At 36.4% G+C, this 14,293-nt stretch carries 15 protein-coding genes; 10 read left to right on the forward strand and 5 right to left on the reverse strand.

Going from position 1 to position 14,293, the window contains the following annotated elements; all coding sequences use genetic code 11:
- Positions 1 to 579 precede the first annotated feature (579 nt).
- From mntA to EV207_RS16105, 3 genes are all read left to right on the forward strand, one after another.
- Positions 580 to 987 carry a type VII toxin-antitoxin system MntA family adenylyltransferase antitoxin gene (mntA, locus tag EV207_RS16095; protein WP_132747184.1) on the forward strand — a complete coding sequence of 136 codons (408 nt, stop codon included), beginning with the start codon at positions 580 to 582 and terminating at the stop codon, positions 985 to 987.
- A complete protein-coding gene (gene hepT, locus EV207_RS16100) occupies positions 977 to 1,381 on the forward strand; it encodes a type VII toxin-antitoxin system HepT family RNase toxin (RefSeq protein WP_132747185.1) in 405 nt (134 codons plus the stop codon). Before mntA ends, hepT begins: the two co-directional genes overlap by 11 nt.
- Positions 1,382 to 1,558: 177 nt before the next feature.
- Positions 1,559 to 2,332, forward strand: coding sequence for a DeoR/GlpR family DNA-binding transcription regulator (locus EV207_RS16105; RefSeq protein ID WP_165886973.1), 774 nt, complete (start codon positions 1,559 to 1,561; stop codon positions 2,330 to 2,332).
- 295 nt (positions 2,333 to 2,627) lie between these two features.
- On the opposite strand, the gene EV207_RS16110 is transcribed toward EV207_RS16105, so the two are convergent.
- On the reverse strand, positions 2,628 to 2,879 hold the full coding sequence (locus EV207_RS16110) for a hypothetical protein (protein ID WP_132747187.1): 252 nt from the start codon (positions 2,877 to 2,879) through the stop codon (positions 2,628 to 2,630).
- Between the two features lie 118 nt (positions 2,880 to 2,997).
- Between EV207_RS16110 and EV207_RS16115 the strand changes: the two genes are divergently transcribed.
- Together EV207_RS16115 and EV207_RS16120 are read left to right on the forward strand one after the other, a co-directional pair.
- Positions 2,998 to 4,086, forward strand: a complete 1,089-nt coding sequence (locus tag EV207_RS16115) for a response regulator aspartate phosphatase (RefSeq protein ID WP_165886974.1) — start codon at positions 2,998 to 3,000, stop codon at positions 4,084 to 4,086.
- Between the two features lie 556 nt (positions 4,087 to 4,642).
- On the forward strand, positions 4,643 to 5,569 hold the full coding sequence (locus tag EV207_RS16120; protein ID WP_132747189.1) for a manganese-dependent inorganic pyrophosphatase: 927 nt from the start codon (positions 4,643 to 4,645) through the stop codon (positions 5,567 to 5,569).
- Between the two features lie 237 nt (positions 5,570 to 5,806).
- On the opposite strand, the gene EV207_RS23155 is transcribed toward EV207_RS16120, so the two are convergent.
- Both EV207_RS23155 and EV207_RS16125 read right to left on the reverse strand, forming a co-directional pair.
- Positions 5,807 to 5,980, reverse strand: a complete 174-nt coding sequence (locus tag EV207_RS23155; RefSeq protein ID WP_165886975.1) for a hypothetical protein — start codon at positions 5,978 to 5,980, stop codon at positions 5,807 to 5,809.
- 534 nt (positions 5,981 to 6,514) lie between these two features.
- Positions 6,515 to 6,895: a hypothetical protein gene (locus tag EV207_RS16125; RefSeq protein WP_132747190.1), complete on the reverse strand. Its 381-nt coding sequence runs from the start codon at positions 6,893 to 6,895 to the stop codon at positions 6,515 to 6,517.
- A 145-nt stretch (positions 6,896 to 7,040) separates the two neighbouring features.
- Between EV207_RS16125 and EV207_RS16130 the strand changes: the two genes are divergently transcribed.
- From EV207_RS16130 to EV207_RS16140, 3 genes are all read left to right on the forward strand, one after another.
- The gene (locus tag EV207_RS16130; RefSeq protein WP_132747191.1) at positions 7,041 to 7,976 is read left to right on the forward strand and encodes a glycosyltransferase family protein; all 936 of its coding nucleotides are present in this window, start codon (positions 7,041 to 7,043) and stop codon (positions 7,974 to 7,976) included.
- Between the two features lie 585 nt (positions 7,977 to 8,561).
- Positions 8,562 to 9,494, forward strand: a complete 933-nt coding sequence (locus tag EV207_RS23750) for a peptidoglycan-binding protein (protein WP_132747192.1) — start codon at positions 8,562 to 8,564, stop codon at positions 9,492 to 9,494.
- A gap of 187 nt (positions 9,495 to 9,681) precedes the next feature.
- Positions 9,682 to 10,485: a sulfotransferase domain-containing protein gene (locus EV207_RS16140; protein ID WP_132747193.1), complete on the forward strand. Its 804-nt coding sequence runs from the start codon at positions 9,682 to 9,684 to the stop codon at positions 10,483 to 10,485.
- A gap of 292 nt (positions 10,486 to 10,777) precedes the next feature.
- On the opposite strand, the gene EV207_RS16145 is transcribed toward EV207_RS16140, so the two are convergent.
- Positions 10,778 to 11,404, reverse strand: coding sequence for a class I SAM-dependent methyltransferase (locus EV207_RS16145; protein WP_132747194.1), 627 nt, complete (start codon positions 11,402 to 11,404; stop codon positions 10,778 to 10,780).
- A 244-nt stretch (positions 11,405 to 11,648) separates the two neighbouring features.
- Between EV207_RS16145 and EV207_RS16150 the strand changes: the two genes are divergently transcribed.
- Positions 11,649 to 12,053: a hypothetical protein gene (locus EV207_RS16150; protein WP_132747195.1), complete on the forward strand. Its 405-nt coding sequence runs from the start codon at positions 11,649 to 11,651 to the stop codon at positions 12,051 to 12,053.
- Positions 12,054 to 12,177: 124 nt separating this feature from the next.
- Entirely contained in the window at positions 12,178 to 13,248 is a 1,071-nt protein-coding gene (locus EV207_RS16155) for a glycosyltransferase family 4 protein (protein ID WP_132747196.1), read from the forward strand.
- A 131-nt stretch (positions 13,249 to 13,379) separates the two neighbouring features.
- Here the strand turns inward: EV207_RS16155 and EV207_RS16160 are convergent, their stop codons facing one another.
- The gene (locus EV207_RS16160; RefSeq protein ID WP_132747197.1) at positions 13,380 to 14,174 is read right to left on the reverse strand and encodes a sulfotransferase domain-containing protein; all 795 of its coding nucleotides are present in this window, start codon (positions 14,172 to 14,174) and stop codon (positions 13,380 to 13,382) included.
- Positions 14,175 to 14,293 lie beyond the last annotated feature (119 nt).

Here is a 14,293-nt window from a genome sequence, read left to right on the forward strand (position 1 = left end):
TAGAAAAACACCTTCAAATTCCGAAATAAATGAAGGCGTTTGCCAATTTTCATCCAAATTGCTTCTTCGGTTAGTCCTATGAATAATCCGGGTTTAGGTTTGCTAATTAATTCCTGCTTTTTGCTTACCTTATTTATTTATAAGAAATCCTTCAATATCCCTAACAAATATCTCTCTTTATTTTCAATAATTGTCCTATTAATACTTATTGTTTGCAGTGTCTTGGAATACCAATTTGGCAATCAATTATTTCATGTCTTAGGAAGCTCTCACGACGCGAATTCTGTTATTTATAGATATCCTGTTTTAAACGTTTATACAAATTCTCTTTTATTTAATCTATATACTTTTGTTGGCCTATACAGCATAAGTGCCCTAATTGGTTTTTTTCTCAGATTTTTTTGAAAACAAAACATTTAAATGTAAAAGCATAGTTGGACACCTATATATATGGCCTAGGGTGACTTATAACATTTAAGGGGACCATTCACATTTAGTATAAAGGCCACTTTACGCCGAATAGACATTGAAATAAGCTATTTGGTATTATATTTATATATACCTTAGGGAGTCGGTTATATGAATACCGAAATATATAATAAAATTGAAGACTTTTTAGTGAGCAAGTTAAATCCTTCTTATATTATAGTGTTCGGTTCTCAAGCGAAAGACACTGCCCGTAAAGACAGTGATTTGGATGTGGCTTTTTATAAGGAAGATCAAAACATCTCTTCGTATGAGACGTTTCTTTTAGCCCAAGATTTAGCTGATATTATTAAAATAGATGTTGATTTGATTGATCTGCAAAAGGCATCTACGGTTTTTAAAGCACAAATTTATTCAACAGGGAATGTGATTTTTTCAAAAGATGACACCCTGTTAAAAATTCACCAGATGACTGCGCTTAGTATGTATGCAAAATTGAATGAAGAACGCGAACCCATCTTAAAGCATATTAATGAAAGTGGGTCAATCTATGGAAAATGATGTGATATTAAACAAAATTAATGTGATTGAACGCTGCGTACAACGTGTCAAGGAAGTATACGCAAACAAGCCATCCAACCTGAAAGATTATACGAAGCAGGATTCGATTATTCTAAATATCCAGAGGGCTTGTGAGGCTTCCATTGACCTAGCTATGCATATCATTTCGGAAAAGCGGCTTGGTTTACCGCAAACAAGCAGGGATGCTTTTGATCTCTTAAAAACATATGATGTTATTGACAAAGCTGTTGCCATACGATTAAAAGCTATGGTAGGATTTCGGAACATTGCTGTACATGACTACCAAGAAATCAATTTAGATATACTTAAACAAATAATAGAGAAACATACAGGCGATTTTACTGATTATACAAAACAAATCATAAAATATTAAAAGTGTCTGACTTCCCCAAGGTCAGGCACTTTTTTTAGAAGAAAAGCAGGAAAAAGCAAAGAATTGATAGAAATATGATAAACAACTGCAAAAATCATTAATTTATAAAAGGGAAACAAGCGAATAAATGATTTATTACATATAAAAATGCATAATGACGCAGAAAGGGGTGCTTGTTTGTTCGTTGAAGAAAGGCGTCAGAAGATACTTGAATACCTCACACAGAAGGGCAGGCTGCAGACAAAGCAGCTCGTCTCAATGTTAGATGTATCGATTGATACGATTAGAAGAGATTTGCTTGATATGGAAGCACGAAAGTTATTAAAGCGAACGCATGGCGGTGCGATATCAATGAAGAACGGGGATATGCTGCAAGACCCAAGCAGCCTTATTTATCAGGAAGGATCTCCTGAACAGAAAGCTGTAGCCAAAGAAGCCGTGGCATATATTCGAAGAGGCGACACTATTTTTATTGGCACATCATTTTTACATCATGTCATGCTCAATTACATACCAAGAAGTGAACCGTTTACAGTTGTTACAAACGGATTGAAAATCGCCGATGTGTTAAAAGACTATGAACATATTGATACGTACCTTATAGGAGGTAAAATAAAGCCATCTGGCAGCATCGTAGACGCCTTTGCGATTGAGTTTTTGAAAGGTCTCAAAATTGACCTTTGCTATCTTGCCGGGGAAGGACTTACCCCCAGTCGCGGGTTAAGTACGACGGCAAGCGAAGATGCGGTGCTATTGAGGACCGCCGCCGAAGTTTCCGGGCAAATCATTTGCATGGCAACGCACGAAAGGCTTGGGAACGAGGCTTTTGCTCGAGTGTTATCATTGGACCATATAGATACAGTCATTACTGATTGGGAAGCCCCTAAGGATGAATTGCAAAGAATCTTTGAACAAGGCGCTGAGGTAATTGTTGTGGGGGATGAAAAATAAGCTGATATTTCGTCAAAAGTCACCCTATAGTTGCTTTTTTATTGCAAAATTTGAAACCATCCCACTGATTTCCTATGATTACAGACACAAAGGGGCTTTAGCTGGCACGATTCGACTTAGTTAGATATGACTTAAGTTGTGTTTTTTGAAAAACAATTTTATTTTCAAATTTTTCTGTTAGTCTAGTATTATACAAAAGAGAGATTTATAATTTGATGTGCGTGAAAGCGTTCTTACACCAGAAAAAAACCGGCTCTTAGGCCGGCCCAATAATAGTCTTTTGATGTGAATTATCTCAAACTTCAGATTCTTTGGCGGTGCGGACACTGCCGTGCTCAGCAAGAAACTTTCCAGGAGAACGGACACTGCCATGTTCCGCCAATTTTTGATCAGAAGTACGAACACTGCCATGCTCGGCCAATTGTAGATCATGGGTACGGACACTGCCATGTTCGGCACTGAAATCTCCTGAATTAAAAGAAAAAGCGGCGGCACCAACCAAACCAAGCCCAAGGACACTAGTGAGAAATACACGTTTTAACACCATTATGAGCCTCCTTAATCAAGATATGACAACTATCGACATATTCATTATACCAAAATGTACTAATTTGTCGATAGAAATTTATGAATTTTTTAATTTTTTTGTTGAGAGGAGTAATTTTATGACAACGAAAGCTGTGTCTTGCGAAAGTGTAAGTAAGGTGTTAGGCCTTTGGCACAATGCTTTAATTCGTAATCAGCTAAATGAAGCGATTCAGTATAAAGACGATGTGGAAAACATCATTATGGACATGGAACAGGATCAAACGATTTTACTTTATTATTCGCTGCTGGTTTTAAGGCATAATTTATTAACTAATAATGCAGAAACACCTAACCAATATTTAAAATCCATCAAACCTTTTGAAGAAAAAATGGGTTCACTGTTAACCTACTATTACCACTTATTTACTGGGATGCATAAATCAGCAGAGAGACGATATGGTGAAGCATTGGATCACTACACAGCTGCAGAAGAGAAATTAATTGACATTCCGGATGATATGGAGAAAGGTGAATTTCATTACCGGGTGGCATCGGTCTACTATCATATTAGGCAAACAATGTTAGCTTACAAACATGTCAAACAAGCGAAAGCCATTTTTGATACGGACAAAGATTATGGGAAAAAAAGTGCTGATTGTGATAACTTGCTTGGCCTCTGTTACATTTTAAATAAAAATTTCGGGTTAGCTGAGAAGCACTTAAGGCAGGCATTTGAGACAGCGGAGCTTTTTAAAGATGAGGAATTGAAGCTGCACATTTACTACAATTTAGGTTTCCTATATGCCGAGAAAAAGGAACCTGACCATGCCATTGACTACTTGAACAAGGTGCATGCAGCCGGCTTCAACAAGGTCAGAACCCCGTTCCTTTTAGCCAGGGAATATTTTAAAATCGCTAAATCGGATAAGGCTTTCGAAATGATTGACAAGGGTCTTAAGGTTTGCGAAGAAACGAATAATGTTGAATATCGGCATCACTATAGTATTTTAAGAGCGTTTAACGATGGTTCAAGTGATGATGAGATTGAGTCCGCGGTAAAAGAGGGTATGACATATTTTAAAAAGCATCGCCTTAATGGTTATGTTAATGATTATTCAAGTCAGTTGGCATATTACTTTTGTGAAAGAGAAAATCACGAGAAAGCAAGCCGCTATTTCCGGTCGGCTTATGAGAGCAGGGAGACAGAAGGGCTTTTTATAAGTTAGGGACCTTTGTCGGAAATATAATAGGGTTTTAGCGCCACATCGGTATTATTTATTGCCTTGGCACTCATTTTATCTGATTGTTCCTCAAAATCGTCCGGAAGCGGCGATGTAGGAACACTCCATATATTGGGGGTTCCGAAGATCGCATATTTCCTTATTCCTGCATCTTTTTTTAAGCAACAATCTTTAGCCATTTATTTATAAATGACTAAAAAAGATTCCAAAATAAGATAGCCAAGCGCACTTATTTAGTAGGCATTAGTTTATTTTTCTAAAAAATGTTGTATAATGAATGTGGAAATATTCATAACATATAAAAGACCAGAGATGGTACCAACATCTCCGGTCGAGCAATAAGACGATACCCTTCAAAGGGGGCAGCGTCGGTTTTGATCAAAGAATAGACCTCTCCAAGCCGCAAAACTCGGGGGTCTATTTTTTGTCTTTTCTTATATATGTCAACGTTCTAATCAATACATTTAATCCTTCGTATCTTGAGATTATCAAAGTTTTTATTCATAATAGATAAGGAAATAGACTACGTGAGGTGAAAAATATGGATAAAGTACTTGTCTTCGGACATAAAAGCCCGGATACAGACACAATTTGCTCTGCCATCGCTTATGTTGATTTAAAAACTCAATTAGGAGTTAAAGCTGAAGCGGTTTGTTTAGGTCCAGTCAATGAAGAAACCCAATTTGCACTGGATTATTTTAAAGTGGATGCGCCCCGGCAAATTGAAACGGCGGCAAATGAAACAGAGGCTGTCATTTTGGTAGATCATAATGAACGCCAGCAAAGTGTATCTGATATTGATAAAGTTCGTGTACTAGAAGTAATTGATCATCACCGCATCTCTAATTTTGAAACGAATGATCCTTTGTATTACAGAGCTGAGCCGGTTGGGTGTACCGCAACGATTATAAAAAAACTATATAAAGAAAACGGAGCAGTCATAAGTAAAGAGATAGCTGGGTTAATGCTATCAGCTATCATTTCTGATTCGCTGTTATTTAAATCGCCAACATGTACGGAAGAAGATATCGCTGCAGCAGAAGAATTGGCCGAGATAGCTGAAGTGAATGCTGAAGAGTATGGATTAGCCATGTTAAAAGCAGGAGCTGATTTAAGTAAAAAGACCATTGACCAGCTGATTTCCCTTGATGCAAAAGAATTTCAAATGGGGGAACACAAAGTTGAGATTGCCCAGGTTAATGCAGTGGACACAAACGATGTTCTTGATCGCCAAACGGAAGTAGAGGCAGCAATTTCACGAGTTATTGATGAGAAAGAATTAGATTTATTCTTATTTGTAGTGACTGATATATTAAACAATGACTCGATCGCAATCGCGCTTGGCAACAAAGCTCATGCAGCCGAGAAAGCCTTTAATGTTTCGCTCGCGGGTAACAGAGTCATTCTAAAAGATGTTGTATCACGCAAAAAGCAAATCGTCCCTAATTTAACCGCCGTTCTTGGATAAAGAGATATCCTTGGATTTATTGGATAGAGGTCAATATTTCGTGATATCAAAAAAGGCCCTAATTCGGTTATATTCACCGAATAAGGGCTTTTTAATATTGGCTGATTCCTGTTTATTCGTATTTTGAATTAATTCTAATCTACTTCTATTTCAGCACCCATTCATACGTACCGGCAACACTCCATGCAAAGTTTTGAAAGGTTGTCTTCGCCGAATTACGCGGATCCCCGTTAACCTTTATTCTAAAGTAAACATTGGTTCCGTCGTATGCATAATAAAGTGATGGAAATGTTGAATTACCAAATTACCAACTAAATCCGTACTTGCTGGAGATTCATCCCCGACGGTGTTAAAGTACGGCTGCCCGTTAAGAGAAATAGCCGAAAATTGGCTATCGCTTGGAAACGGCACGATCTTCACCTCCATATAAAAAGTCCATAACTATAATATGTTTATAGTTTTAATGAACAAATGAAAAGACACTTGTGGCAAAAAAGAACAATGTTTAAAAGCGGAAAGGTAATTAGTATGAAAATAAAAAATGCATGGCCAATGAACAGTTATTTATCTATGCCATAAAATAAGAATGAAGCGGAACAAACGACTATTTATGAGCTTCGATGGAAAAGAAATCAAAGAATATCACATTGCATAAGGCTAAGGTAAACCGAAGGGATCTGGCATAAGCTTTATCAGAGGGGGATAGGGTCGTATGTTTTTAGACGGAGCTAATATTTGACATGGGTTAAACAATGACCTGGGGATATTCAGGGGGAGACAAGAAAAGAATATTAGACGAATCGGAGCAGTAACGAAACTACCTTGAGGTAAATAAATATTTATAACATAAAAAAGCAGGCTGCTACTCTTGTTCACAGCCTGTTTTTAGGATTCCATCGCTGCTACTCTTGTTCACAGCTTGGAAGCTTATCTTTTACTTAGAGATTATAGGGTTCCAGTGGTTCCTTCTTCTCCTAAGCAAGCAATACCGGCAATGCTGCGGCAATCCTCAATAAATGTCCGTCTTACTGTCGTTACTGGCGATGTTCCGGTCATCATCTCGAAGCTGAATACTGCACAGCAGTTGTCACGATCGAAATTTTCCAAAGTGAATTCCGTTGGAACGCCGGTTCCATCAAGAGACACTGGCTGAGCTGCACCTTTGTTTTTAATTAACAACCTTTGCCGGCCGCCATTTGTACAAAAGTCACTTACTCTTCTGTCATCAAGTTGAGCTAACAGTTCACAAACACAGCCTTTGCATTTTGTGTTTGCAGATTCTGTTTTACCGCTGCAGCCGCAACCGTCATTAAATAAGCTACTCATTATATTTTCACTCCTTTAGAATGAGATACATGTACCTGATTCTAAAATCATCAGGTAATATACTATATTAAAAGTTGACATTTACTGTATGGATAAATAACACGGGTTTGCAAAAAAGACTCTTGACTATAAAAGGTGTGGTCAAATGGAAAAATTAAAGCTATTATTTATTACCAAAGATCAATCCAACAAGCCTGAGAAAAGCAGTTACTATTTAACAGAGGAATTGAAAAAACATTGTCAGTTAATGGTTTGGCATCAGGATGGAGATATATCGAATATTTTGTCTCAATTGTCGTTTCAACCGGATTTTATTTTATTAAATGATTGGTTTGCGCCCAAATTATGCCCAAATATTAACGGTCTAAAAAATAACCGAATCCCAAAGGGCATGATATTTCATGACATGTCGAACCATGTTCATGAGCGTAAAAGATTTATCGTAAATGAAAATATTGATGCCGTTTTTCCGCACTATCGCGACGCATTTAAAAAATGGTATCCCAAATTCATACATCGTATGATTTGGTTACCCCATCATGCCAATATCGACGTCTATAAGGACTATCAAATAAAAAAAGACATTGATTTGCTTATGATGGGAGCAATAGCCCCACAGCTTTATCCTTTAAGATCCTTAATGTTGAAATCATTTTACAACAAACCGGGGTTCATTTATCATCCACATCCGGGCTATACGAATGAAAAAGATAGAAAACCGGGTTCATTTGTTGGTAAGGATTATGCAAAAGAAATTAACCGTACAAAGTTATTCTTAACTTGTAATTCTATATTTGGATATTCATTATTGAAATACTTCGAAGTGCTTGCATGCAACACCCTTCTGCTTGCACCGTTGAATAAAGAACTTTCCGATTTGGGATTTGTCGACGGGGAAACGATGGTTCAAATAACAAGGCATGATTTCCATGAAAAAGCGATCTATTATATAAAGAATGAGGAAGAACGCTTGCGAATTGCCAATAAGGGATATTATATGGTTAGGAGGAATCATTCAACAGAGAATAGGGCGAAGATGCTCGTTAAAAATATTGAGAGAATCATCAATCGGTTTGAATGATTCATTAGATCTAGTCAGGGGGACCTCAATTAAAAGCTCACCAATAATTTTGATGAGCTTTATTTAAGATTCAAACTTGATCCAATATCACTATACCCAATGCAATTCCTTAACCGTAAAAGTCATCTTCCCAATCATCACAATCTTGATTGTCTTCAAAATCAGACAAAACGTCGGCCCTTCTTTGACAGCTGACACAGTCATTGAAGCATTGTCCGAAATCCCCAGGGAAGAGGCGAACACATACATTCAAACAATAACGTTCGCAACTGTTTACATTACTCTCATTTCGATAACCCACTTTATCACTCCTTTCATATTAATATTTTATTCTTTCAACTAAAAGTTGAGAGGACGCATGTCTTATCAGTGAAAAATAGGGCAACGAGATGTGGTGATAAGTTAATAATCGCTTTCAGTTTTATTAGGACAATCTATTATTTTTTACAAATGACAAAGATCGTTATAGTACCAACTATTCTATGAAATATTTCAAAGTTTGTTATCCTGTAATCTAACTGTAAGGCATGAATAAAAGAATAGGACATAAAAGTAATACAGATCGACAATTAAGGAGGGATCTTCATGGCTACTAATAATGCCCTAATGAAGAAACTAGCTATAACCGCGACTCTCACGTCTTCTGTATTAACGATACCAACTGCCGCCAGCGCACATTTTAGCGATTCGTCGCTGAAAAAGGGTATGCATGATGATGAAGTCAAGACGCTGCAATATGTGCTAAAGGAGGCAGGTTACTATAAGCTATCAAAACCGAGCGGCTATTTCGGTGCATCAACAGTAAAGGCGGTAAAACAATATCAGCAGGATAAGCAATTAAAGGTTGATGGAGTGGTTGGCCCAAAAACAAAAACATCATTGAATAAAGATATGGAAAATAATTGGGATCTAATGCGGCAGGGGGATAAAGGTCATGGGGTTGAGGGAGTTCAGGATGACCTTAAAGACCTTGGTTATTATAAAGGGAATTTGGATGGCATCTTCGGTCCTTTAACAAGACTGTCAGTATTGCATTTCCAGAAATCAAATGAACTGAAAATGGATGGGATTGTCGGACCGAAAACATATTATGCGTTGCATGATGATCCGGTTGCAGCGGAGGAAGCAAAGGCTACCCGAAAAAAGTCGACAGAGAAAAGACCGGTAACCACAACAAATAAAAAAACAACTAAAAAGACTGTTAGCAGAGGTAAATCTTCAAATACCGTTAAAGAGTTATTTGTCAGTGCAACAGGCTATACAGCTAATTGTGCAGGGTGTTCGGGTATTACTGCTACAGGCATTAATTTGAAAAATAACCCCGGTGCAAAGGTTGTTGCTGTTGATCCCGACGTTATTCCTTTAGGGACGAAGCTTTATGTAGATGGGTACGGATATGCCGTTGCAGGTGATACCGGAGGTGCTATTAATGGTAAACGCATCGATCTCTTCTTTCCTGACCGGTCTGATGCGCTGCAATGGGGTCGCCGAACCGTTAGGGTTAAAGTACTTGATTAGGATTTAGCAAGGTGATACTTAAGGTCGTCACAGTATCAATAAACATACTTAGTGAACATGAAAAAACCTTTTGAAAACAAAAGGTTTTTTCAATGTGGTAACCAGCGTTCAATATTCTATAAGGTTAAACGGAAAGAATGTTTGGTAAAGAAAGGAATCGAATTTATACTGCGGAGAGTGATAGTGCATGGCTCGAGATTCCCGTACCCTTCCAAAAGTCCTCATTGTTTCTATCCCTAAAGCAGGTACAAATCTTCTTATGCAAGCGATTTTAGGAATTCCAGGGATGATTCAAATACGTACTAATATCTTCCAAACAAAATATTCTAATACCGATGAATTAATTAAAAATGGGGAAATGAGTGTTGTACATCTTCCTTATGAAGCTACTCTAGAGCGGATAATCAAAAAAAATAATATAAAGGTTATTTTTATTAGCAGAGATTTACGTGATGTTGCTGTTTCTATGGTTCACTTTATTGTTGATAAATTCAATGAACACCTATTATATCCAATCTTTATGAATCATTTACAGGACCATGATCAAAGAATATTGGCCATCATAAATGGGATTGATTTAATAAGAGATATCCCAGACTCAGTAACGATCAATAAAGGATTTGTTAAAAGTGGCGTGTTTTCCTACCCCGATATTTACCAATATAATAAATCTATATTAAGGTGGTTGACGTGTCCTCTCATTTGTCGTGTCAAATTTGAAGACCTAGCTGGGGATCCGTCATTAAGATATGAAACTATTCTTAAGATAGTAGACTTTTTGTGGGAAGACCTTCAAAAGTCAGGATTAAATAAACAATTTTTTATAAAAACAATGAATGAAAATATTAATCCTATTAAGTCGCCAACCTTTCGGAAGGCAAATATCGGTGACTGGAAAGCCCAATTTAATGAAGAGCATAAAAAGGCATTCAAAACAGTTGCAGGAAAAACATTAATAAAATTAGGGTATGAAAAGGATTCGGATTGGTAAAATTTGGTGTTGGTAAAAGGTAGATGTTTTAATAAATAATTATCTTTAACACAATTCCGTGAGTCATCGATGTCTATGGTTTCTAGGTTAACTTTTATCAAAATGGGATGATTTATTTCTTAATCCAAGTTGGCTTTAAGGCATCCTGAAATATGGTAATTGTCTGATAGAAATATAGGAAAATGATAGGGGCTAACCCCTATCATTTTCCTTATGATCAAAATAAAATAATTTGTTTTCGCAGTTTCAAAAGGGGAACAATGTAGCAGTGGATACGAATTTAGCTCGTTTTTTAATTAGCTTGTTTTTTAGCAATATCTTTCCAAGCTAAAATGGCATCGATCGGTGGATGATTATCACCATAAGCCTGGCGGAAAGAGGAATTGTTTGGACCGTGAAAATCTTTGAAAATTGTTACGTTATAACCCATATCTAGAAAATCCCTGGACTCCCATCCACTTCGGTGTTTCTGATACTTTTCTCCACCCATATTAAAATAATCAAAATCCTTTTGAGGGAAATAGCCTCTTGGGGTAAAAACGATGACTTTATCTGTTGCTATCTCTTCCGCGATATTTAACAAGTGTATGCCGTCCCGTTTTTTAAAATGTTCTATAGAATCATTAAAGAGTACTGTTGTAAACGTCTTTGGCAAAAATAATTTGTCCATTTCAAGAGCATTTGCGTTTATAGGGATAATATGGGGATGTTTACATTTTCTTTGTTCTAAATATGGACGGTGTATTTCTAATCCCGCAATGATCTTACAATTATATTCAGATAGTGAGGAGCATAGTCCACAGCCAACATCTAATAAACTGTATGAGGGATCAATCAATTTCTTCAATGCCAATAATATATCTTTATCATCACCCTTTACAATCTTCTTTCTATTGCCTGAATTTAAGCTATCTGACAATATGACCACCTCCTTTACAAGATCATCTTCTATATATAGCAAAGGAATGATAGAAGTAGATTGGTTCATACTTATTCTATGAAATTCAATTCAAAGTGAAACGGATAAGTATACAGACACAGAAGGATAGGATAGCCATTTAGTAGTATTTTTGCAGTTAATAAAATGTATTTTTGCTACTAATGGTAGTATACAAACGCTTTAGTATTTTCCCCATAAACTAGTAACAAAGGGAGTGTTTAATTTGGCAACAGTAATAGATTTCAATGCTAGTGTACCTGCCAACGGAAGCAATACAATTTTTATCCCAATAAATGCACAACCATTGAAAATAGCCGGATTTGGTTTAGGTATAACAACTCCATCTAACACCGTTATTATTGATACGACAGTAGGTGTAGTCAATACATTGGGGAATCCTGTACTTTTGTTTAAAGTGTTAAGGAACACACAGGTTATTCTTACTGTAAGGGAGGAAGTACAGCTAGCTGTTGGGGAAAGTAAAACGGTATCCTTTCAATCAGTTGATGTAGACGTACCAACTGGAAGTCAAGGTTATACTGTAACAGTAGAAATTGAAAATGGACTAGTAAATTCGGCCGCTGTTTCCGGTCCAATTACTCATTCAGGGGTTGCACTTACTAAGTAGGTCTGAAACTTGAATAAAGTGATTTTGAAACACATAAGAATGTTAAGAGAATATACCTTAACATTCCTTTTTTATTTATTTTCTAACTTAGAGTTATATCGGCAGTTTAAAGAAAGGAGTCATCATGAATATACTTTTTGTGTACTACTTACCAAGTGGAGGCATGGAAACATTAGCCCGTCAAAGGCATGCCGCATTAAAACAACACGGGGTAAACTTCCACTTTTTGTATTTTCAAAGTGGATCAGGGGTTCAGAATATCACTGGTATCCCGATATTTATAACAAAAAGTGATTTAGAAATACGAAAAATTTTACTTGATGGCAACTATGATTATATTATTGTTGGGGCTGACCACCTATTTGTAAAACGATTAAGGCAAATGAAATATAAGGGAAAGATAATTTATGAAGTTCAAGGGTTAGGAGATAAAATTATTGCCCAAAATTGGTTAAGAAATGCGGCTCCGTTTATTGAGAAGTATGCGGATGGCATATTATTTCCACGTACCCCTCATTTAATCAATTTCATTGATTCATATTATCCAAACACAAAAAAATTTTGTTTTGATAATTGTATAGATACTTCTATTTTTCAGTACAAAAAGAATTCAAGCCCTAATAACCCTGTCATTGGTTGGGTTGGCAGAATTGAAGAAAACAAAAACTGGAAAGACTTTTTAGACATATGTTATACGCTGCATCAAATAAATCCCAATATGAAAATTTGGATGTTCGAGGATAATACATTAACCGCTAAATCAGAACGACTTAACTTCCAAACAAAACTACATTCACTTCAATTAGTAAAACATCTTTCTTTGTTTAATAATATTTCTCATCATAAAATGCCTGAGTATTTCTCCATGATCGGTGATTCCGGTGGCTTTTTATGTTCAACTTCTAAAGTAGAAGGATTTGGATATGCGGTTGTTGAGGCAATGAGTTGCAGGTGCCCTGTTTTGGCGTCTGATTCTGATGGCATTAAAGCTTCTATTATTCACAATGAAACCGGGAAAATATACCCTCATCACAACATATCTAAAGCTGTTCAGGAAGCCAAAGAGTTAATGACTAATCAAGAATTAAGAAAAAACATCATAAATAATGCCCTCAACCTCGTTCAAAAAAAATTCACACTGACTACTTACGCAAATAACTTTATGGACATGATTAAAAGCTTAAAAAATAAATAATTGGGATTCCTTTTTAAAGGAATCCCAATTTAGGTTTAGTTAATAAAAAAGTATAAACTTTCTTACGCACATAAGTGCGGGCTAAGCCTCTGGCTACGCCTATTAAAGGCTTGCCAATCGGCAAGTTTTATTTACCAATTATTATCCCGTTCATATCCATAGTGACGCAACAAGTAGCCAGCATTATTTTTAAATGCATCTTTTAATTCATCGTCAAATTCCTGTTTCCAGCCTCCGATTTGACCTGAACGGAAGGTTGCGGATGTTTTTTGATTGATATTAGCGACCATACTTTTTACCATTTGTTCATAGGTGCAAGGTGGTGTCGCCTCTGCCCACAAAAATTTCGTTAAGTTTAGTAATGTAGATCGTTGGTACTGAACTGAATGCATAAGAGCTTCAAATGAAACACTATACGTATTTTTGTCATTTAGCCAGTCATAAAAACCGGAAATATATGTGGAATAATCCGGCCATTTTCCTGGTTCACCTTTAATCAGTGCCATTTGTCGCTTTTTAGGAGTCATGTGGGGTGACTGAAAATCTTTATGAAAAGGATGTTCAGGCCACTTGTCTTTTATAAAATAAGACATCGATACTAGTACATCTCTTGGATCACGTCGTAGAAAAATGTGTTTCATATTGGCTTTTTCCAGGATACTCGCATATTCCTTTGTATATCTAATATGCCCTAATCCGAATTCATTTTCCTTAAGAAGACTTAAACGATTGGAGTGATCTTGATAAAGATTTGCGTAATATTGTTCCGTTTCATTTACTGCATCGAAAAAGAATTTTTTTTGAGGATTTTTAATATCCATCGAAATGTGCGGCATACCTGTTAAAATCTGATGCAAAAGATGGGTACCGCTTTTTGGCACCGATGACATTAAAAAGGGTGGTAGCTTAGCAACTTTTTGTCCCAAATGTAAACCTCCTTAAATTCTTTTTAGAACATGTATATATTTATATGATTGGAAACCAAAAGGTGATTGAGTATTTATCCACTATTATATTTGTAATAGTTAAATTGTCTATTGAGAAA

It is taken from the genome of Scopulibacillus darangshiensis (genome assembly GCF_004341035.1).
GTDB classification, from domain to species: domain Bacteria; phylum Bacillota; class Bacilli; order Bacillales; family Sporolactobacillaceae; genus Scopulibacillus; species Scopulibacillus darangshiensis.

Excerpts from the sequence above, each read along its gene's own strand:
- mntA (WP_132747184.1), top strand. The coding sequence starts at position 580 with ATGAATACCGAAATATATAATAAAATTGAAGACTTTTTAGTGAGCAAG.
- hepT (WP_132747185.1), top strand. The coding sequence starts at position 977 with ATGGAAAATGATGTGATATTAAACAAAATTAATGTGATTGAACGCTGC.
- EV207_RS16110 (WP_132747187.1), bottom strand. The coding sequence starts at position 2,879 with ATGGTGTTAAAACGTGTATTTCTCACTAGTGTCCTTGGGCTTGGTTTG.
- EV207_RS16115 (WP_165886974.1), top strand. The coding sequence starts at position 2,998 with ATGACAACGAAAGCTGTGTCTTGCGAAAGTGTAAGTAAGGTGTTAGGC.
- EV207_RS16120 (WP_132747189.1), top strand. The coding sequence starts at position 4,643 with ATGGATAAAGTACTTGTCTTCGGACATAAAAGCCCGGATACAGACACA.
- EV207_RS16125 (WP_132747190.1), bottom strand. The coding sequence starts at position 6,895 with ATGAGTAGCTTATTTAATGACGGTTGCGGCTGCAGCGGTAAAACAGAA.
- EV207_RS16130 (WP_132747191.1), top strand. The coding sequence starts at position 7,041 with ATGGAAAAATTAAAGCTATTATTTATTACCAAAGATCAATCCAACAAG.
- EV207_RS23750 (WP_132747192.1), top strand. The coding sequence starts at position 8,562 with ATGGCTACTAATAATGCCCTAATGAAGAAACTAGCTATAACCGCGACT.
- EV207_RS16140 (WP_132747193.1), top strand. The coding sequence starts at position 9,682 with ATGGCTCGAGATTCCCGTACCCTTCCAAAAGTCCTCATTGTTTCTATC.
- EV207_RS16155 (WP_132747196.1), top strand. The coding sequence starts at position 12,178 with ATGAATATACTTTTTGTGTACTACTTACCAAGTGGAGGCATGGAAACA.